Raw genomic sequence first — 20,505 nt, 5'->3', positions numbered from 1 at the left:
ACGCTAATGGGACTACGCTTAGCTATGAGTGTTTGTCTTTTCCGGCTTTCAGGGGGTTTTTATGAGCATCATCGACACTTTCCGCCAGCGCTACGAACAAGCACGTGAAGAAGAATACTCTCTGGAAGAATTTCTCACGCTCTGCAAGGACGACAAAATGGCCTATGCCAGTGCTGCTGAGCGTTTGCTGGCGGCCATTGGCGAACCAGAAATGATTGATACCGCCAAAGAGCCGCGGTTATCAAGGCTGTTCTCAAACCGGGTCATCGCCCGCTACCCCGCCTTCACGGACTTTTACGGTATGGAAGAAGCCATTGAGCAGATCGTGGCTTACCTCAAACATGCCGCGCAGGGGCTAGAAGAACGTAAACAGATCCTCTATTTGCTAGGCCCGGTCGGTGGCGGTAAATCGTCATTGGCTGAAAAACTGAAATACCTGATGCAAAAAGAGCCCATTTATATGCTCAAAGGCTCTCCGGTACAGGATCACCCTTTATGCCTGTTTGACCCTAACGAAGATGCTGCCCTGCTGGAATCGGAATACGGCATTCCCCGCCGAGCCCTGGAAGTGATCATGTCGCCTTGGGCGGTCAAGCGGCTACGTGAATTTGGTGGTGATATCAGCCAGTTCCGGGTGGTTAAGGTTTATCCTTCGATTCTTGATCAGCGAGCCATCGCCAAGACCGAACCAGGCGATGAAAACAACCAGGACATTTCCAGCCTGGTGGGCAAAGTGGATATTCGTAAGCTGGAAATGTTCAGCCAGGATGATGCCGACGCTTACTCCTTCTCTGGCGCACTGTGCCGTGCCAACCAGGGGGTCATGGAGTTCGTCGAGATGTTCAAAGCGCCAATCAAAGTGCTGCACCCCCTGCTGACAGCTACTCAGGAAGGCAACTTCAACGGCACCGAAAGCCTCTCCGCGATGCCCTTCCAGGGCATTATTCTCGCGCACTCCAATGAGTCAGAATGGCAGGCCTTTCGTAACAACCGTAATAACGAAGCCTTTTTAGACCGGGTTTATATCGTCAAAGTCCCCTACTGCCTGCGGGTGACCGAGGAAATAAAAATCTACGATAAGCTCATTGAGCACTCCGAGCTAACCCAGGCCCCCTGCGCACCGGGCACATTGGAAACAATGGCGCGCTTTTCGGTGTTATCACGGCTCAGTGAGCCGGAAAACTCCAGCATTTATTCGAAGATGCGCGTTTATGACGGCGAGAGCCTGAAAGACACCGATCCGAAGGCTAAGAGCTATCAGGAGTACCGTGACTATGCCGGAGTCGATGAAGGCATGAGCGGCCTTTCCACCCGCTTTGCTTTTAAGATTTTGTCACGGGTATTCAACTTTGATCACGCCGAGGTGGCCGCCAACCCAGTGCATCTGTTCTACGTGCTGGAGCAGCAGATTGAACGGGAGCAATTCCCGCAGGATACCGCCGACCGCTACAAGGAGTTCCTCAAAGGCTATCTGATTCCCAAGTATGTGGATTTCATCGGCAAGGAGATCCAGACCGCTTATCTGGAGTCCTACAGTGAATACGGCCAGAACATTTTTGACCGCTACGTCATCTATGCCGACTTCTGGATCCAGGATCAGGAATACCGCGATCCGGAAACCGGCCAGCTGTTTGACCGCGCCGCCCTTAATGCCGAACTGGAGAAAATTGAAAAGCCGGCGGGCATTTCCAACCCCAAAGATTTTCGTAACGAGATCGTCAACTTCGTACTACGGGCACGAGCCAACAATAACGGCAAAAACCCGGTTTGGACCAGTTACGAGAAGCTGCGCACGGTGATTGAGAAAAAAATGTTCTCCAACACCGAGGAGCTGTTGCCGGTCATTTCTTTCAATACCAAAACCTCAACGGAAGAACGTAAAAAGCACGATGACTTCGTGGCACGGATGATGGACAAAGGCTACACCCGTAAGCAGGTCCGGTTGCTGTCGGACTGGTATCTGCGGGTGCGTAAATCATCCTGACGGAGGCGCCATGTCATCACATATCATTGACCGGCGTAAAAACGCCAAGGGCAAGAGTACCGTCAATCGCAACCGCTTTTTACGCCGCTATAAAGGGCAGATCAAAAAGGCGGTGTCGGACGCCATAACGCAGCGCTCTGTAGAGGATGTGGAGTCAGGCGAATCGGTGTCCATTCCGTCGAGGGATATTTCCGAGCCGGTATTTCATCAGGGGCGCGGCGGTCTGCGTGAACAGGTTCACCCCGGTAACGACCAGTTCGTAGCCGGTGATCACATTGCCAGGCCGCCGGGGGGTAGCGGTCAGGGCGGCGCTGGTGAAGGTGATGCCAGCGACAGTGGTGAAGGTGAAGACCCTTTCGTGTTCAGCATATCTCGCGATGAATATCTGGATCTGCTGTTTGAAGATCTGGCCTTGCCCAACCTTCAGAAAAGCCAGCTGACACAACTGGTGGAATGGCAAAACCGCCGGGCTGGATTTGTCAATGAAGGGATGCCCAGCCGTATCAATGTTGTACGCTCGCTGCGCCAGAGCCTGGCACGGCGTATTGCCATGACGGCCGGGCGCAAACGTCAACTGCGTGAACTGGAACAGCAGCTGGCAGAACTGGAAAAGGATCCTACCGCCAGTCAGCAGGCATTGCAGCGCCTGCGCGAAGAAATCAACGCTTTGCAACAAGCCATTGCCCGAGTGCCGTTTATTGACACCTTTGACCTGCGTTACAACAACATGGAACGTGTGGCTATTCCGTCCAGCCGGGCTGTCATGTTCTGTTTGATGGACGTGTCAGGTTCTATGGATCAGGCTACCAAAGACATGGCCAAGCGCTTTTACATTCTGTTGTATCTGTTTTTAACCCGTACCTATGAACACATTGAAGTGGTCTATATCCGCCACCATACCCAGGCCAAAGAAGTGGACGAGCATGACTTTTTCTACAGCCAGGAAACCGGTGGCACCATCGTCAGTTCCGCGCTGAACCTGATGGTCGACATCATGCACAGCCGCTATCCACCCGAGCAGTGGAATGTTTATGCCGCCCAGGCTTCCGACGGCGACAACTGGGCTGACGACTCCCCACTCTGTAAAACCCTGCTGGCAGAAAAAATTCTGCCTTATGTGCGCTACTACAGTTACATCGAAATCACCGAACGCGCCCACCAGAGCCTCTGGCAGGAATATGAACAGCTGGCGGGCCATTTCAGCCATTTCGCCATGGCACACATTCAGCAGCAAAGTGACATCTACCCGGTATTTCGTGAACTGTTCCGCAAGCAAGCGGCATAGGAGGGCTTCATGGCCAACAGCACTAAGCGCTTGCCCGACGGGCCTGACTGGACCTTCGATGACTTGGCTCGTTATGACCAGGCCATTGCCCTGGCCGCCGAACATTACGGCCTGGACACCTACCCCAATCAACTGGAGGTGATCACCGCCGAACAAATGCTCGATGCCTACAGCTCAGTGGGTATGCCCATTGGCTACTCACACTGGTCGTTCGGTAAGAAGTTTATCCAGTCAGAACAGTCCTACCGGCGTGGGCAAATGGGCCTGGCGTATGAAATCGTCATTAATTCCAATCCCTGTATTGCCTACTTGATGGAGGAAAATACCCTGCCGATGCAAGCATTGGTGATTGCCCACGCCAGTTACGGCCACAACTCTTTTTTCAAGAATAATTATCTGTTTAAAACCTGGACTGACGCCGGCAGTATCATCGATTACCTGGTGTTTGCCCGCCATTACATCAGCCAGTGTGAGGAACGCCATGGTCAACAGGAAGTGGAAAAACTGCTGGACGCTTGTCATGCCCTGATGAACTATGGCGTCGATCGCTACAAACGGCCTTCTGAAATTTCTCTGGCCGAAGAAAAGCGCCGTCAGGAGGAACGCGAGGCTTATTTGCAAAGCCAAGTCAACGAACTGTGGCGCACTCTGCCACAGCCTCGCGCAGAAGAGATCCAGACGCCACGCTTTCCCCCTGAGCCTCAGGAAAATATCCTCTACTTCATTGAAAAGAACGCGCCCTTACTGGAACCCTGGCAACGGGAAATAGTGCGCATCGTCAGAAAGATTGCGCAATATTTTTACCCACAGCGGCAAACCCAGGTCATGAACGAAGGCTGGGCGAGCTTCTGGCACTACACCCTGATCAACCACCTTTACGATGAAGGTCAGCTTTCCGACCGCTTTATGATGGAGGTGCTGCACTCCCATTCCAGTGTCATCTACCAACCGGAATACAGCAGCCCCTACTACAGCGGCATTAACCCCTATGCCCTGGGCTTTGCCATGTTTCGTGATATTCGCCGGATCTGTGAGCAGCCCACCGCCGAAGACCGCGACTACTTCCCTGAGTTGGCCGGTAGCAACTGGGTGGAGTCGGTGCATTTTGCTATGGAAAACTTCAAGGACGAGTCGTTCGTCGGGCAGTATCTGTCGCCAAAACTGATGCGGGATTTTCGCTTTTTTGCCATTCGCGATGATCAGCAAAAAAGCTACCTTGAGGTAACCGCAATTCATAATGATGATGGCTACCGGGCGCTGCGCCAGAGTCTGTCGGCACAATATAACCTGGCTAACAATGAACCCAATATTCAGGTCTATGATGTGGCCGTTCGTGGTGACCGCTCACTGACCTTGCATTACCGGCCACATAACGGCATTCCCTTACACCAGGCCAGTGCTGCCGAGGTTCTGCGCCACCTGCATTACCTTTGGAAGTTTGACGTACATTTAGATGAGCTTGGTGCTGACGGCAATGTAGCTGAGCGCCTAAGTTGCCCTGCGGCTAAGGACAATAAAAAAGGCGCCTGAGGCGCTTTTTTTAGTCCACCAGATCCGAGGGGATCTCGCCGCGCATACTGACCCAGACGCGTCCGGAGTCCAGGCCATACTTGCGAACCACCGGCAACGCTTCTTCAAACTGCCGCTGTTGAGCCAGTTTGCGCAGGGCTGCGTAATACTGCAGCGCCAATTCACGGGCCTTGGGGTTGGAGAAGTAGAACTTACCTACCCGGCTGTAGAGATTCTTGAAACCATTGAGGATCAACACGTAAATCGGGTTGCCGCTGACACCAGCCAGAGCGTGATGCAGGCGATAATCAAACTCGGCAAAGGCAATAGGGTCATCCCCCAGTTGCTCAGCCTCGGCCAGCTTCACTTCTGCTTTTTCCGGGGCATGCTTGAGAGCACTGCGAATAAAAATGGCGCTGATGTTGGTGCGCGCCGACAACAGATGGTCAACCAGCTCCGGGAAACGATCCTGATCCAGCCGCGCCAGGGTTTCCAGAATGTTCAGGCCGCTGGTTTCCCAGAAGTTATTAACCCGCGTCGGTTTGCCGTGCTGGATAGTCAGCCAGCCATCACGGGCCAGGCGCTGCAACACTTCGCGCAGCGTGGTACGGGTAACGCCGATCAGTTCAGACAGCTCTCGCTCTGCGGGCAAAATAGAGCCTTGTGGAAACCGGTTGTTCCAGATTGATTCGATGATGTATTCCTCAGCGAATCCGGCCGGGCTTTGCGCTTTGATGATCATGCGGGTAATGCTGCCTGTTATCGTTATTTGAATTCGATAGCCGATTCTAGCGGTGCCACCGGTAAAAATAAACTTTTCAGGCATATCGCTGCTTTTTAGCGACTATTATCGTCATCAGGGGAGTGCAATGCCGCGACTCAACCCCTAAGATATTGGGAAAATTAACACAAATTGCTTACAGGGAACTTGCATGTCGTCTACGACCTCACTGCCTCGGGCATTCTTGTCCAACTTCCTTGGTCAGTCACCGGACTGGTACAAGCTGACTATTGTTCTGTTTCTTATCATCAACCCCATTATCTTCGCTATCAGCCCCTTTGTGGCGGGTTGGGTATTGATTGTCGAGTTTATCTTTACCCTGGCCATGGCGCTGAAATGTTACCCCCTGCAACCTGGGGGGCTACTGGCTATTGAAGCGGTAATTATCGGCATGACCAGTCCAGCCCACGTTAAAGCCGAGCTGGTGGCAAATCTGGAAGTGCTGCTGTTGCTGATCTTCATGGTTGCCGGTATCTACTTTATGAAGGATCTGTTGCTCAGCATTTTCACCAAGTTGCTGCTGAGACTGCGTTCAAAAGTCATGCTGTCGCTGGCTTTTTGCGCCGCTGCCGCCGTGCTGTCGGCCTTTCTGGATGCACTGACCGTGGTTGCGGTGATCATTGCCGTGGCAACCGGCTTCTATGCCATTTATCACAAGGTAGCGTCAGGGCGGCCAACACATCACGACGACCATGACCATACTGACGATAATCTGGTGCAAGAGCTGACCCGTGACGATCTTGAGCATTTCCGCGGCTTTTTACGCAACCTGATGATGCATGCCTCCGTCGGTACCGCCTTAGGCGGTGTTTGCACCATGGTAGGTGAACCACAAAACCTGATCATTGCCGAAAATGCCGGCTGGCAGTTTGTGGAATTCTTGCTGCGCATGGCGCCTATTACCTTGCCGGTGTTCGTATTCGGCCTGCTGACCTGTGTCATCGTCGAAAAGATGCACTGGTTTGGCTATGGTGAAACGCTACCTGAAACGGTGCGCCAGGTGTTGCTGGAGCACGACCAAGAGCAGCAACGCAAACGCTCGGCAAAAGATAAAGCCAAACTGGTAGTTCAGGGATTGGTGGCCTTGTGGCTGGTTATTGGCCTGGCCCTGCACCTGGCGGCGGTTGGGCTGATTGGCCTGACGGTGATCATCCTCACCACGGCCGCCTGTGGCGTCACCGAAGAACACCAACTGGGTAAGGCGTTTGAAGAATCATTGCCTTTTACCGCTTTGCTGGCGGTGTTTTTCACCGTTGTCGCGGTGATTATCGACCAGAAACTGTTCACTCCCGTTATTGACTGGGTACTGCACTTTGAAGGTGAACACCAGCTGGGCATGTTCTATATCGCCAATGGCCTGCTGTCGATGGTTTCCGATAATGTCTTTGTCGGTACTGTCTATATCAATGAAGTCCACTCGGCACTTAATAACGGGCTTATCAGCCGCGACCAGTTCGACATGCTAGCGGTGGCCATCAACACGGGAACCAATCTGCCGTCGGTGGCGACACCCAATGGCCAGGCTGCATTCCTGTTTCTGCTGACCTCAACCCTGGCGCCCTTGTTGCGGCTGTCTTACGGGCGGATGGTATGGATGGCGCTGCCCTACACTATCGTACTGACATTTGTCGGCCTGTTTGCGGTGTATTTCCTGCTGCCAGACCTGACTCACTGGCTGTACAGCATGGACTTGATTAGCCACCATGAGGCCAGTGCCGGGGCCAAAGCAGCCACTATCGGCCACTGAAACATCCTTTGAAAAACAAAAAGCCGTGCCATTGGCACGGCTTTTCTGTTACAACCCCAGCAGATGTTTTTTACTGAACTAACCAACATGCTCAGAAAACTACCCTATTACCGAACGTCCTGGCTGCTGCTCGCATCTGGCGCCTTGATCCTGGAAATGATCGCACTGTTTTTCCAGTATGGTATGCGCCTTGAACCCTGCGTGATGTGTGTTTATCAGCGGGTGGCTGTGCTGGGCATCTTTGCTGCCGGGGTGCTTGGCGCCATTGCCCCACGAATGCTATGGCTGCGCCTTGCAGCACTGGTTAGCTGGCTGATCGCCAGTGGCTGGGGGCTGAAACTGGCCATTGAGCATGTGTCGTTACAAACCGACCCTTCGCCTTTCAAACAGTGCACCTTCCTGCCTGACTTTCCATTCTGGTTCAAGGTTGATAAGTGGTTTCCGGCGATGTTTGAAGCCCGTGGCGATTGCACTCAAACAGTCTGGCATTTTGCTGGCTTATCAATGCCCCAATGGATGGAAATCATCTTCGGCGCCCTGTTCATTATTGGCCTGCTGATGACACTCGGGCAGTTACTACGGCCCCGCCCTAAAGCATAAAAAAGCCCCGCAGACGCGGGGCTTTTTTATTCATCCAAAGGCCAGCTGACAATAAAATCTGCCGGGTCGATATCCGGCCCTTCACTGACGGCTTTGTGGCGCACCGAAATACCAGCGGCATGCATCTTGTGTTTTTTGCCACCGTTTAGCAGTGGGTGCCAGTCAGCCAGCCCCCGGCCTTCGGCCAGCCGCCGATAAGCGCAGGATGGCGGCAACCAGTAAAAGGTTGCCAGTTTGTCCGCTGTCAGTTGCAGGCAGTCGGGTACCAGCTCAAAACGGTTATCATACTGGCGACACTGACAAGTACGCAGGTCCAGCAACTGACAGGCCACCGCCGTGTGGTAGACCTCATCGGTATCTTCGTCTTGCAGCTTGTTCAAACAGCACTTGCCACAGCCATCACAGAGTGACTCCCACTCCGGCTGACTCAGTTCCGCCAGCGTTTTTTGTTCCCAAAAGTGCTTCATTTCAGTGGTGGCCAGATAATACGATCCGCCAGCAGACCAACCGAAGTGGCAAAGTAGTCGGAGCGGTTCCAGCGTTTCAGCACCTGATAGTTGTTATACACCAGATAAATACGCCCTTTGGCACCATCAACAGCTTTGAGCTGCGCCTGCATGTCAGCTTGTGGCAGTGGCCGGCCGTCATAGCGGGTCACCCCCATTTTTGCCCAGTCGGCCAGCGCGTGAATTTTTTTCGCCTGGCGCCAGTCAAAATGGGCCGGTACCTTCACTTGCCGACCCCAGGTTTCATTCGCATTCCAGCCCGCTTTGGCAAGATAGTTGGCAATAGAGGCAAATACATCGGCAGGGTCATGCCAAATGTCCTTGCGGCCATCACCATCGCCGTCAACAGCCAGTGCCAGGTAAGAGCTGGGCATGAACTGGGTTTGCCCCATGGCACCCGCCCAGGAACCTTTTAGTTCGGTTACCGGGATTTTTCCCTGCTCCAAAATGGCCAGCGCCGAGAACAACTCACCCTTGAAAAAGTCTTCCCGACGCCCTTCAAAAGCCAGGCTGGTCAAAGCAGAGATCACCGAAAAATGCCCCTGCACCCGGCCAAAACTGGATTCTTTCGCCCACAACGCCACGATGTACTGCGGCTGTACACCATAACGGCTGGCAACCTGTTCCAGTAACGCCCGGTGTTTAGCAAACTGCTGACGCGCCTGGGTAACCTTCCAGCTCGGCAAGGTTCGCTGCAGGTAACGCTCCAGTGTCTGTTTGCTTTCCGGCTGGTTTCTGTCTGCCTTTATTGCCCGATGCAGCAACTTGACGTCAGCAAAGGCCGCATCCACGGTTTGCTTGCTGATGCCTTTATTAAGCGCCTGTGCCTTAAGGGACGACACATAATTGGCAAAATCATGATTCGGCACATTAGCCAGCGCCAATGTGGGTAGTAGTGCCGTCAGCCACAGCAACGTTTTTTTCATTCTACCCCCTGGGCCTGGCGGTGCGCTTTCAGTAAATTTTCAGTGGGCGGTGGCAGTTGCAAATAATAGCCATCAGTGTCTAACGCCTGTTGCAGTTTCGCCGCACTAAGACGCGCCAGTTGTGGCCTTTTAGCCAATGGCAGCAGCATGACAAACTCTGGCTGACCGAAAAGTGACAACAGTTGTTCCGGCACCTCTGTGAAGTCATCACGGCGGCGAATGTACAGGTAGGTATCCGGCTTTTTACGGCTTTTGTATACGGCACACAACATTGGCTGGTCATCGTCTTGCCTGCGGTGGGGCCTCACTATACCATGACCTCAAATAACCTAGCACCTGCAGGCCCGGACGCCGAATGTCACTGTTGTTTAAAGGTACCTCTTTTACCTTATCTGTTCTGGCACTGAGTGATGCCGATCTCGCCGATTTTTCCAGCAAGCTGGCTGACAAGGTGCAACAGGCACCGGGCTTTTTTCAGCAGGCGCCTTTGGTTGTCGACCTGGCCGCTCTGACCCAAACCCCCGACCTGCCCGCCCTGGCCGAGCAGATCCGACAGCAAGGCATGATACCGGTTGGTCTGGTGAACTGCCCGGCCACACTCAAAGCCCTGGCAACTGGAACCGGCTGGGCCTTGTTGCAACCGGGCCGCAGTAACACCAGTACCAGCACAGCCAAAGCGACGACGACCACAACGCCACCGGCACAAATTCATCAGGGGCAGGTACGCTCCGGCCAGCAACTTTACGCCAAAGGCCGGGATCTCATCGTGCTCGGCTCGGTCGGCGCTGGCGCCGAAGTGATCAGTGACGGCAATATTCATATCTACGGCAGCTTACGGGGCCGGGCCATTGCCGGCGCCACTGGCGACAGTAACGCCCGCATTTTTTGCCGTAAACTTGAAGCCGAACTGGTTTCTATTGCCGGCACTTACTGGCTCAGTGATGACCTGCAAGGGCCACAGTGGCAACAAAGTGCACAGATTTCATTGCAACAAGAACAATTGGCCGTCGGGCCGTTATAAGAAGAGGGGAAAATATGGCGCGCATTATCGTGGTGACGTCAGGCAAAGGCGGCGTCGGTAAGACAACCTCCAGTGCTGCTATCGGTACCGGCCTGGCAATGGCCGGTAAAAAAACCGTGATTGTCGATTTTGATGTGGGATTGCGTAACCTGGATTTGATCATGGGTTGTGAACGCCGGGTGGTCTACGACTTTGTGAATGTCATCAACAAAGAAGCCAACCTCAATCAGGCCTTGATCAAAGACAAACGGGTAGAAGGACTGTCTATTCTGCCAGCCTCTCAGACTCGCGATAAAGACGCCCTGACCAAAGAAGGGGTGGAGCAGGTACTGGGCGAGCTGGCTGAGTCTTTCGATTACATTATCTGCGATTCGCCGGCCGGTATTGAAACCGGCGCCATGATGGCGCTGTATTTTGCCGATGAGGCCATTGTGACTACCAACCCGGAAGTGTCATCGGTGCGTGACTCGGACCGCATCCTCGGTATTCTCGCCTCTAAGTCCCGGCGCGCCGAACAAAATCAGGAACCAATCAAAGAACACCTGCTGCTGACCCGCTACAACCCCAACCGGGTTAACAGCGGCGACATGCTCAGCGTCGAGGATGTACAGGAAATTCTGGCGGTGCCGCTGCTGGGGGTGATCCCGGAGTCACAGGCAGTATTGCGGGCCTCCAATGCCGGCGAGCCGGTGATCCTCGATGAGCAAAGCGACGCTGGCCAGGCTTACCTGGATACCGTTGCCCGGCTCCTGGGTGAGCAGCGGCCAATGCGCTTTCTCGATGAAGAGAAAAAAGGCCTGTTCAAGCGGATCTTCGGAGGTTAAGGATGTCCTTTCTCGACTACTTCCGTGCCAACAAGAAAAAGTCCGCCAGCCTGGCCAAAGAACGCCTGCAGATCATTGTTGCCCATGAACGTAACCGCCGTAGCGGCCCCGACTATCTGCCGGATCTGGAACGGGACATTCTTGAGGTCATTAAAAAGTATGTGCCCATTAGCCCCGAGCAGATTTCGGTGGCGCTGGATCACAAGGACGATGAAATCGCGGTACTGGAGCTGAATATTACGCTCCCGGAAGACAAACGTTAAACGGAAGACAAGCGTTAAAAAAGGGCCCCTCGGGGCCCTTTTTTATAGCAAGCAGCAGCTTAGAAGCTGTAGCTCATGGACAGGCTAAAGGAGCGCCCCAGGATTGGCCGCGCCAGAATAACCCCGTCAGCATTGGCGCCAGAACCCAGTACCCGCGGGTTACCTTCGGTCAGGCCAATGGTGTTGGTGAGGTTGTCACCGGTCAGCTGTAGCTTGACGTGGTCACCAATATTGGCCACCACACCGGCATCCAGTTTTTTGAACGACGGCAGTACCTGCTGGTTTTCCAGATCGGAGTAGCGCTTGCCGTAGTAGCTATAAGTGCCGTAGAAACGCATCCAGCCCCAGTTAAAGTCCATCACGTAGCTGGGTGTCAGGCGTAACTGGATTTTTGGCTGACGCATGACCTGGTTGTCCGTGACATCACCGAAGTTTTTCAGCTTGGCGTTTTGCAAAGTAGAAGTCAGTGCCACAGAGAAGTTCTCGGTGACCGAAACATTTCCTTCCAGCTCCACACCCAAGGCTTTAGCGCCACCGATACGCACTACGTTCTGACCGTTAATAAAGTTCTGGAACGGCAGACCGCTGAAGTCGGTGTAGAACAATGTGGCATATGCACTGTAGGCATCGCCCATGTGCTTGTAGCCCAATTCGTACTGGTTGATGTCCTGGGTATTAGTGGTACCGTCACGCAAGTCATCAAACTGTGGCATCTTGAAGCCGGAGTTAATCCGGGCAAAGACGCTGGTATCACCGGCATCATTGAGAAGGTAGTTAGCACCGGCAGTCCAGGCCGTCTCGGAGTTGTTGTAGTTCAAGCCGCGGAAGTTACCGTTGAGTACAGCGGCATTGTTGTCATACAAGGTGGTCGGGTTACCATCGAGATCCACACCGGTATCATTACCTTCCAAGGTGGCGTCAATTTTCTGGTTTTCCCAGCGGTAGCCAAAGTCCAGTTTGAAACGGTCTGTCACCTTCCACTGTTCAGCCAGGAACAGTGCGGTATTACGGCCATTATAAGAAGCGTTAACGTCGTAGAACGGCGCCCCTTCAAAACCGTTGTGGGTAGCTTTAACACCGTTATCCAGTACCAGGTTCAGGCGCTGGGCGTGAGGCTGCGCCGTCAGCAACATATTGTTACCCAGGTACCACAGGTCCTTGGAGGAATAGTCGGTAAAGAACATCCCCATGGTCACCGTGTGCTGATCATTGATTTTCTTGACCAGACGCAGGTCGTTACTGAAGCTCTTGATCTTCTTCTGTACTGACCACCAGCCAGCAGTCATGACCTGCTGGTTCATGTTGGTCATGGCATCACCGGAGCTGGCGTAGGTGAAGCTACCGGTTGTCGCAGCACTACCGGCAGCATTTTCAACCGTACCACCATCATTGGCTTGGCTAATTTTGCTGGCCAGATAGGTACTGGCACTCATGGGCGAGCTGGCCGGTACCAATCCCATAGAATCGGCATCACCAGAGCTGAAGGTGAATTTTTCCAGCAGGCTCCAGTCGTTGGCCAAGTCCAGATCCAGGCTGCCACCAACCAAGCTGAAGTTAATGCCGCGGCCATCAGACATGTCACGGCGGATACTCTGACCCGGTGCCACTTCCAGCTCAGCCAGGCGCGTATCATTGCCGTACAAAGTACCGGTACCGGCGTTAAAGCCAGGATATTCCTTGATATCACCGCCTGAGGTTTCAACAACCGGGATAGGCAGTAACCAGACGTTCTTGTCGTTAGTCTTACGGGCCCACAGGTTAAGCTGGCCGTTGTCCAGGTCATGGGTCAACTTAACGCTGAGCTGGCCTCCCTGGTCCGCAGGATACTGAGTATCTCGGATCCCATCGGAGGTGCGGTAAAAGCCCCCCATACTGATGTACCAGTCCTTACTCAGCGGCCCTGCGTAGTAACCGTCAATGCGGCGGCTGCCGTAATCGGTGACAGTGGCCTTGATGCTGCCTTCGGGAATGTCGGTGCCTTTTTTCTGGATAAAGTTAAAGGTGACCCCGGGCTGACCGTTGGAGAAAACCGGGTTAGGGCCGCCACGCAGGGCTTCCATGCGCTGCACGGTGTCATCAAGACGGAACAGCGTGGAGTTTTCCAAAAAGGACAGCGTTGACGGCGGGAAGATCGGCATACCGTCGAGCTGGACGGTCGTAAAGGCCGCGTCGCCGGAGCTGGCGAAGCCGCGCACGAAAATGTTGGCGCCACCCTGACCACCCGAGGATTCAACCCAGACACCCGGCGTGGATTTAAACAGATCAGCGGTACTCTTTGGCGCCTGGCGCTCAATTTCGGCGCCGCTAAGGGTAGTCACAGAGTAGCTTGTTTCGGTACGGCGCATACCGCGGCCGGCAGCACCGGTCACGACGATCTGTTCGATATTTTTATCGTCTTTGCTTTTTTTATCTTTGCTGTTATCAGTTGCCGCCTGCGCGGCAGGTACCGCCAGGGTCAGCAACATTGCTGACAGCACGGCGTTCATCTTGAAGTCCATCTGCTTCTCCCCACAGAATTTTATGTTTGTGTGGCTGCTGGCCATCCCTTTGTCCCAGGGAGCGGTGACTTGTTAACCAGCGGCTGAGGGTAACTTAATTAGCTTTGCAATCGATTGCAAAGGCTTTTTACGCTAACGTAAAGTACCCCCTGGTCGCTATACTGGTCCGATGAACTCGAAAGTAGTAAAAACCCTAGCCGATCTCGCCGCGCTTGCTGGTGTCTCTGAATCCACCGCCTCACGGGCGCTGCGAGACAATCCTCTGATCAACGAAAACACCCGTCGGCGGGTGCAGCAACTGGCCCGCGAACAGAATTTTCGTATCAATGCCAGTGCCCGAAACTTGCGCCTGCAAAAAACCAATACTGTGGCGGTGATCATTGTTTTTGATGCCAGCAGTAGCCAGGCCATCTCCGATCCTTTCTTGCTGGCCATGCTCGGCACCCTGGCGGATGAACTCAGCCAACGTGGCTATGACATGCTACTGACCACCACCCGCTCCGGCACCAGTACCACCCCTTATATGGATGCACAGCGGGCCGATGGCCTCATTGTTATCGGTCAGGGCGAGCAGGAAGCGCGGATCCGTGAGCTGCACCTGGAACAGGTGCCCTTTGTGGTGTGGGGAGCCAATGCGCCGGATCTGGGGTACAGCGTAGTTGGCAGTAATAACAGCAAAGGCGGCCAGCTGGCTGCCCGGCACCTGCTTGAGCAGGGCTGCCAGCGGCTGCTGTTTCTGGGCAATATTCACCACCTGGAGATCCGCCAGCGCTGGCAGGGCTTTTTACAAAGCGCGCCACAGGCGGCGCAGCATGACTGCGACTTTACGTCTGCTGCCGGCCATAGTGTCACGGCTGCCCTGTTTGCTGACGGTCAGCGCCCCTATGACGGTATTCTGGCCGCTTCAGACACCATTGGCGTGGGCGCCATCAAGGCGCTGAATGAGGCTGGTATTGCAATACCACAGGATGTTGCCATCGTCGGTTTCGACGACATGGCAATCGCCGAATACGCCTATCCAGCCTTAAGCTCAGTGCGCCAGGATGTAGCTGGCGGCGGCCGGCAACTGGTCGAAAGCCTGCTGGCCCGGATGGCCGGCCAAGAGCCGGCCTCCATTGAGCTGGATGTTAGCCTGGTTACCCGTGCGTCCTCACTGCGCCAGCAGTGAGGCCAGCGGCACCTGAGCAGGACTGGCGTAGACCCAGTCGGCCTGGGCTAAAACAGCGCGGTCACCAATACCGACCGCGCGCATACCCGCAGCCTTGATGGCCTGTACACCCGCCGCAGCATCTTCGACTCCTAGGCAATGGCCGGCCGGCACATTGAGCGCATCCGCGACCGTCAAAAACACTTCCGGGTGCGGCTTGGGGTTGGTCACTTTGGCCGCATCGGCCACATAGGCAAACCGTTCCAGCAAGTTAAGCCGCTCCAGCACCAACCGGGCGTTCTTACTGGCTGACGCCACGCCGGTAGCAATGCCCTCTTGAGCCAGCAAGGTCAGCATGGCATCGACACCGGGCAACACATCTTCCGGGCCCATTTGCTGTACCAGCTGCAAATAGTGCCGGTTTTTTTGTTCGGCCAGGCTCAGCTGCTCATGTTCACTCAGCTCAATAGCCCCTTTGGCCAGAATGGCCCGCAATGAGCCCATCCGGTCTATGCCCTTGAGGGCTTCGTTATCCTGCTCATCAAAAGCCACACCCAACTCGCGGGCCAGCGCCTGCCAAGCCAAAAAGTGAAAATGCGCGGTGTCGGTGATGACACCGTCAAGATCAAAGATAACGGCTTGAACAGGCATTATTTCGCCTCCAGTGGCAAAGTGACAGGTTGCGCGTCCAGCGCCAACGGCTGGCCATGATGGAAGACCGTCAGAGGCTGACCACTGACCAGCTGATAGCTGGCTTTGTCGCCCTCGGCACTGAAGCGGATCACCCGGCCGGCATAGTGCACTTTAAAGGTCAGTTGCTGCCATTGTGCCGGCAGCCGTGGATGAAAGTGCGGGCCGTCAGCGCGTAACCGTAAGCCACCAAAGCCGTTAACCACCGACGCCAGGGACCCCGCCATACAGGCGATGTGGACACCGTATTCGGTATTGCCATGGTGGTTGTCGAGATCCATACGCACCGTGTCGTAGAAGAACGCATAAGCCCGTTCCAGTTGCCCGACTTCGGCAAACTCAATGGCATGAATACAGGACGACAGCGTTGAGTCATGGGTCGTCAGCGGCTCGTAGTAGGCCAGGTTACGGGCCTTCTGTTCGCGACTAAAGGCATCATCGAGCAGATACATGGCCAGCACTACGTCGGCCTGCTTGAGTACCTGATGGCGGTAGATCACCAGGGGGTGATAGTGCAGCAGTAGCGGGTAATGATCTTTGGGCGTATTGGCAAAATCCCAGGGCGCCTTATCAAGGAAGCTGTCGTCCTGCTTATGAATGCCGCGCTGGTCATCAAAGGGCAAATACATATGCTCGGCGGTGTACTGCCAGTCACGCACTTCCTCGTCGGTCAGGGCCAGTTTCGCGACCAGCTCCTGCCAGGCGAGCGGATTGTCTGCTGCCAGACGCTGGCTCAGCTCGGCGGCAAAAGACAAATGCATGCGAGCCATGGCATTGGTGTAGAAATTATTACTGACAATGGCGGTGTATTCATCGGGCCCGGTCACACCGTCGATGCAGAACTGATTACCCTTGCGTGGGTTAAAGTGCCCCAGCTGACGCCATAAGCGGGCCGTTTCCATCACCACCTCGGCACCACCTTGCCACAGCAGATCCAGATCGCCGGTGGCGGTGAGGTAGGTTTTAAAACCATACGCCACAGCCGCATTGATGTGATACTGGGCCGTGCCAGCCGGAAAATATGCCGAACATTCCTCACCACCGATGGTGCGCCAGGCATAAAGGGCACCAGTGTCATGGGACATTTCTCTGGCCCGCTGGCGGGCTGCCGGCAAAGTATGAATTCGGTATTCCAGCATCTTGCGAGCAACCGCTGGCTGGCTTATTGCCAGGCTCGGCACCACATAAATTTCTGAATCCCAGAAGTAGTGACCATCATAGCCATGACCGGTCAGTCCTTTGGCGCCAATACTGGCTCGGCCATTGCGGCCAGCTGACTGGAACAGATGAAACTGGTTAAAGCGCAGTCCTTGCTGCAAGGCGTCATCACCCACCAGGGTAAGATCGGCGCCATCCCAGAACTGTTGCCAACATTGCTGGTGCGCCGCCAGTTGCGAGGCAAAGCCTTTGCTGGCCGCCGTTTTCAGCCAGCTGACAATATCCGGTGCTTGGCCGTGCTCGCTATGGCCGTAAGCCACCCACTTGGTCAGCCGTACCGTTTTACCGGCCGGCAGCGTTAACCGAAAGCACTGTGCCAGTTGCTTATCATCAATATTACGCTGGCTAACCAGCTCGCCATCGACTTCGGTCAGGCAGGCACTGGCCACCTGAAAATCGGTACCTTTGACGCTGTGCTGCATCCACTGCAGCCGGTCTTGTTGCTGCGCCTGCTGCACGCTCAGTGCATCTTCAATCGACAGCTGCCCTACCCGCGGGTCATCTTTATTCACATTAAAACGGTAGGCCGCATCCAGCCAGGACCACAGCTCCACCGTCATATCGCTATCGTCAGCGGTCAGTTGCCAGTCAATCGCCATCAGCTGGCTGTCAGCCAGTGAAACAAAACGACGGCTCACCAAGGACAAACGCTGGCCATTGGCGGTGATGAATTGCTGGCGCCGGATCAGTACCCCGTTTTTCATATCCAGCACCCGCTGACCTGGCTGCTGCTCTGAAGCCTGCAGCAGCTCCCCATCGGCCAGCAACTCCAGCCGCTTGCCATTGGGCACTTGCAGCATCTTTTGATTGTGGCTGGCAAAACCGTAGGCACTTTCACCATAGGTAATGGGTTCACGCTGATAGACACCGTTCAGATAGGTACCTTCACAACTGGCGATCTGCCCATCTAAGGGTTCTTCAAAGGTGCCTCGCGTACCAATATAACCATTGGCCAGCGACAGTAAGGTTTCCACCAGCATCTGCTGCTGGGGATCCAGCCGGTCAATCGACAGGCTCCAGGGTTGGGTGGGAAAAAGCGGCGCGATAGCGTCTTGCATGAAAAGAAAGCCTTGGCTGACAAAACAACTGCAGGCATCTTACCGCTTTTGCAATCGATTGCAATGCGGAAATAAAACGGTACACTGCCGAAGGACTCTGTTAACGTAAACGACAACTATGCAGCCTACCGCCACCCTTTCAAAAGCTCCGAATAAGCGCCTGCTGGCGCTGTCGCTCATTCTGACCTACGTGATTTTTGCCATTTTGCTGAACAGCGTTGGCACCGTGATCATGCAGGTGATCAGCCACTACGGTGTGACCAAACAGCAGGCCAGTGTACTGGAAGGCTTCAAGGATCTGCCCATTGCGGTGGTGTCGTTTCTGGTGGCGTCACTGCTCCCGCGCATCGGTTACAAAATTGCCATGATGTCAGCTTTGGTACTGGTGGCACTGGCGGCGGTAGCCATGCCTCTGTTGCCCAGTTTCTGGACCACCAAGCTGCTATTTTTGTGCATCGGTGTCGGCTTCGCGCTGGTGAAGGTGTCAGTGTATGCATCGGTTGGCCTACTGACCGATGACCGTAAGGGCCATGCGGCACTGATGAACACCATTGAAGGCTTCTTTATGGTAGGGGTACTGGCCGGTTACTGGCTGTTCAGTGCTTTTGTCGATGAAACCGGCAATGGCTGGCTCGGTGTTTACTGGCTGTTAGCAGGGCTATGTGTAGTCAATTTAGTTTTACTCAGCCGTTTATCACTGCCGATACCAGTCAGCGACAGCACTCAGAGCCACTGGCAAGATTTTACCGACATGCTGCGTCTGGCCATTCGGCCACTGGTGCTGGTGTTTATTCTCTCTGCTTTTTTGTACGTGCTGCTGGAACAAAGCATCGGCACCTGGCTGCCAACGTTCAATAATCAGATCCTCAAGCTGCCGCCGGCAATGAGTGTTCAGGCCACCAGTATTTTCGCCGCCAGCCTGGCCATTGGCCGGCTGTCAGCAGGCCGGCTGTTGCAGCGTTTTAACTGGTACCCGGTGCTGAATGTCTGCCTATTGGCCATGGCCCTGTTGGTAGTGCTGACCTTGCCGATGACCCGTAATATCGCCGCCATGGCCAGCAACAGCTGGGCTGATGCACCACTGGCGGCCTTTTTGCTGCCACTGATTGGCCTTTTTATGGCGCCGATTTACCCGGCTATAAACTCGGTCATGTTGTCGTCGTTGCAACCTTCACAGCAGGCGCCGATGACAGGTCTGATTGTGGTGTTCTCGGCATTGGGCGGCACCACCGGCAGCTTTATTACCGGCCATGTATTTGCAGCCTTTAACGGACAGATAGCGTTTTACCTGTCTTTGTTGCCACTGGCCGTATTGCTGGTGTCACTGAACCGCTTTCGTGCCCAGTTACAACGCCTTTAAAGTGACCCAAGCAGCGCCAACCGCCAGCCACTTTGCAGTACCGGCAAGGGGCTGGCTGCGCGCTGCTGCTCTGTCAGCATAAACTGATAGCGATACCACTCATTAATCAGCTTTTTCGAACCGATAAACGCCTCCGGTAACGCTACACGGCTGGCAACGCTGGCAATTTTATCTTTGGCCTCGGCCAGTCGGCGCTTGTAATCAGGCTGGTCAATGAGCCGTTCAATAGCCTCTGGCCATTGTGATTCTGGCTGTGCCAGGGCTTTTTCCACCAAAGTACGCAACTGCTCACCATGGTGGCGCCACTCGGCTGGCGCCAGCACCGCACGAATGTCCGCGCTGCGGCTGCTTTGTTGCTTGGCAATAGCCCACAGGTGTTCTTCACGCACCACAAAGTTCAGGGCCAGATTGCGCCGCTGCGCCTCGGCCAGCCGCCAGGCCGCCAGTTCACGCAACACCGCCAGCCCCTGCGGCTTGAGTTGCCAGGCATTTTTGATATCCAGATAGGCACTGGCCGGCTCTGACGCCCGGCCGCGGCTTTGTACCTGCCGTTGGCACTCTTCGTCCAGCCAGCTGCGCCGGCCCAGCGCGTCCAGGCGCTCAGCCAGTTCCTGGTGTAGCGCCGGCAAATACAGAACATCATTGACGCAGTATTGCTGCTGGGCTGGCGTTAATGGCCGTTGCAGCCAGTCAGTGCGTGACTGGCCTTTATCCAAAGTGACGCCATGGTGCTTTTCGACCAGCGCGGCATAGCCCAGCGACATACCCCAACCGGCCAAGGCTGCGGCAATCTGCGTATCAAACAACGGCAGTAGCGGTTTGGGCAGAACATCCAGATCTTCACCGCAGGCATGCAGCACCTTGAGTTGCGGGCCGGATAATCGTTGCCAAAGAGGCGCCAGCTCGGTCACGTGCAATGGGTCAATTAAAAAGACCTCGTCACCAGTGGTGATTTGCAGCAAGGCTAGGGTCGGGTAGTAGGTTCGGACCCGCATAAATTCGGTATCCAGGCATAATGGCGCTTGGCTATCGAGACTGCTTAGGCATTGCGCCAGCTCCGCCTCGGTGGTGATCATCTCAACCTGCAA

General features: G+C 54.8%; 18 protein-coding genes. 10 read left to right on the top strand and 8 right to left on the bottom strand.

What is annotated here, in order from left to right:
- Window positions 1-61: 61 nt before the first annotated feature.
- The 3 genes from WDB70_RS04145 to WDB70_RS04135 are packed head-to-tail and all read left to right on the top strand — an operon-like array spanning window position 62 to window position 4,799.
- Window positions 62-1,984, top strand: coding sequence for a PrkA family serine protein kinase (locus WDB70_RS04145; protein WP_406666913.1), 1,923 nt, complete (start codon window positions 62-64; stop codon window positions 1,982-1,984).
- A 10-nt stretch (window positions 1,985-1,994) separates the two neighbouring features.
- A complete protein-coding gene (locus tag WDB70_RS04140) occupies window positions 1,995-3,269 on the top strand; it encodes a YeaH/YhbH family protein (protein ID WP_406666911.1) in 1,275 nt (424 codons plus the stop codon).
- Window positions 3,270-3,278: 9 nt separating this feature from the next.
- On the top strand, window positions 3,279-4,799 hold the full coding sequence (locus tag WDB70_RS04135) for a SpoVR family protein (protein ID WP_406666909.1): 1,521 nt from the start codon (window positions 3,279-3,281) through the stop codon (window positions 4,797-4,799).
- 10 nt (window positions 4,800-4,809) lie between these two features.
- Here the strand turns inward: WDB70_RS04135 and fadR are convergent, their stop codons facing one another.
- Window positions 4,810-5,520 carry a fatty acid metabolism transcriptional regulator FadR gene (fadR, locus tag WDB70_RS04130; protein ID WP_406666907.1) on the bottom strand — a complete coding sequence of 237 codons (711 nt, stop codon included), beginning with the start codon at window positions 5,518-5,520 and terminating at the stop codon, window positions 4,810-4,812.
- A gap of 190 nt (window positions 5,521-5,710) precedes the next feature.
- On the opposite strand from fadR, the gene nhaB reads away from it, so the two are divergent.
- A complete protein-coding gene (nhaB, locus tag WDB70_RS04125; protein WP_406666905.1) occupies window positions 5,711-7,306 on the top strand; it encodes a sodium/proton antiporter NhaB in 1,596 nt (531 codons plus the stop codon).
- An 87-nt stretch (window positions 7,307-7,393) separates the two neighbouring features.
- The gene (gene dsbB / locus WDB70_RS04120; RefSeq protein WP_406666903.1) at window positions 7,394-7,906 is read left to right on the top strand and encodes a disulfide bond formation protein DsbB; all 513 of its coding nucleotides are present in this window, start codon (window positions 7,394-7,396) and stop codon (window positions 7,904-7,906) included.
- Window positions 7,907-7,932: 26 nt separating this feature from the next.
- On the opposite strand, the gene WDB70_RS04115 is transcribed toward dsbB, so the two are convergent.
- Genes WDB70_RS04115 through WDB70_RS04105 form a run of 3 tightly spaced genes read right to left on the bottom strand, consistent with a single transcriptional unit; the run spans window position 7,933 to window position 9,610 of the window.
- Window positions 7,933-8,373, bottom strand: coding sequence for a YcgN family cysteine cluster protein (locus WDB70_RS04115; RefSeq protein WP_406666901.1), 441 nt, complete (start codon window positions 8,371-8,373; stop codon window positions 7,933-7,935).
- A complete protein-coding gene (locus WDB70_RS04110; protein WP_406666899.1) occupies window positions 8,370-9,338 on the bottom strand; it encodes a lytic transglycosylase domain-containing protein in 969 nt (322 codons plus the stop codon). The genes WDB70_RS04115 and WDB70_RS04110 overlap by 4 nt, the downstream gene beginning before the upstream one ends.
- On the bottom strand, window positions 9,335-9,610 hold the full coding sequence (locus WDB70_RS04105) for a YcgL domain-containing protein (protein WP_406666897.1): 276 nt from the start codon (window positions 9,608-9,610) through the stop codon (window positions 9,335-9,337). The genes WDB70_RS04110 and WDB70_RS04105 overlap by 4 nt, the downstream gene beginning before the upstream one ends.
- Window positions 9,611-9,693: 83 nt before the next feature.
- Between WDB70_RS04105 and minC the strand changes: the two genes are divergently transcribed.
- From minC to minE, 3 genes are read left to right on the top strand one after another with little or no spacing between them, the layout of a single operon-like run.
- Window positions 9,694-10,359: a septum site-determining protein MinC gene (minC, locus tag WDB70_RS04100; protein WP_406666895.1), complete on the top strand. Its 666-nt coding sequence runs from the start codon at window positions 9,694-9,696 to the stop codon at window positions 10,357-10,359.
- Between the two features lie 14 nt (window positions 10,360-10,373).
- Window positions 10,374-11,183 carry a septum site-determining protein MinD gene (gene minD / locus WDB70_RS04095; RefSeq protein WP_406666893.1) on the top strand — a complete coding sequence of 270 codons (810 nt, stop codon included), beginning with the start codon at window positions 10,374-10,376 and terminating at the stop codon, window positions 11,181-11,183.
- Window positions 11,184-11,185: 2 nt separating this feature from the next.
- Window positions 11,186-11,446, top strand: a complete 261-nt coding sequence (gene minE, locus WDB70_RS04090; protein WP_406666891.1) for a cell division topological specificity factor MinE — start codon at window positions 11,186-11,188, stop codon at window positions 11,444-11,446.
- A 59-nt stretch (window positions 11,447-11,505) separates the two neighbouring features.
- Here minE and WDB70_RS04085 read toward each other — a convergent pair whose 3' ends face one another.
- The gene (locus WDB70_RS04085) at window positions 11,506-13,944 is read right to left on the bottom strand and encodes a TonB-dependent receptor (RefSeq protein WP_406666889.1); all 2,439 of its coding nucleotides are present in this window, start codon (window positions 13,942-13,944) and stop codon (window positions 11,506-11,508) included.
- 169 nt (window positions 13,945-14,113) lie between these two features.
- Here WDB70_RS04085 and WDB70_RS04080 point away from each other — a divergent pair, with 169 nt between their 5' ends.
- Window positions 14,114-15,112: a LacI family DNA-binding transcriptional regulator gene (locus tag WDB70_RS04080; protein ID WP_406666887.1), complete on the top strand. Its 999-nt coding sequence runs from the start codon at window positions 14,114-14,116 to the stop codon at window positions 15,110-15,112.
- Here WDB70_RS04080 and pgmB read toward each other — a convergent pair.
- Both pgmB and WDB70_RS04070 read right to left on the bottom strand, forming a co-directional pair.
- The gene (pgmB, locus tag WDB70_RS04075; protein ID WP_406666885.1) at window positions 15,095-15,742 is read right to left on the bottom strand and encodes a beta-phosphoglucomutase; all 648 of its coding nucleotides are present in this window, start codon (window positions 15,740-15,742) and stop codon (window positions 15,095-15,097) included. The two genes, WDB70_RS04080 and pgmB, sit on opposite strands and share 18 nt — an antisense overlap.
- A complete protein-coding gene (locus tag WDB70_RS04070) occupies window positions 15,742-18,057 on the bottom strand; it encodes a glycoside hydrolase family 65 protein (protein WP_406666883.1) in 2,316 nt (771 codons plus the stop codon). The genes pgmB and WDB70_RS04070 overlap by 1 nt, the downstream gene beginning before the upstream one ends.
- A gap of 118 nt (window positions 18,058-18,175) precedes the next feature.
- On the opposite strand from WDB70_RS04070, the gene WDB70_RS04065 reads away from it, so the two are divergent.
- Window positions 18,176-19,417, top strand: a complete 1,242-nt coding sequence (locus WDB70_RS04065; RefSeq protein WP_406666881.1) for an MFS transporter — start codon at window positions 18,176-18,178, stop codon at window positions 19,415-19,417.
- Here the strand turns inward: WDB70_RS04065 and rnd are convergent.
- Entirely contained in the window at window positions 19,414-20,505 is a 1,092-nt protein-coding gene (rnd, locus tag WDB70_RS04060) for a ribonuclease D (protein WP_406666879.1), read from the bottom strand. The genes WDB70_RS04065 and rnd overlap by 4 nt on opposite strands.

This window comes from Gallaecimonas aegicerasi, from assembly GCF_045291545.1.
GTDB lineage: Bacteria > Pseudomonadota > Gammaproteobacteria > Enterobacterales > Gallaecimonadaceae > Gallaecimonas.
This window is presented reverse-complemented; position numbering and strand designations above follow the sequence as displayed.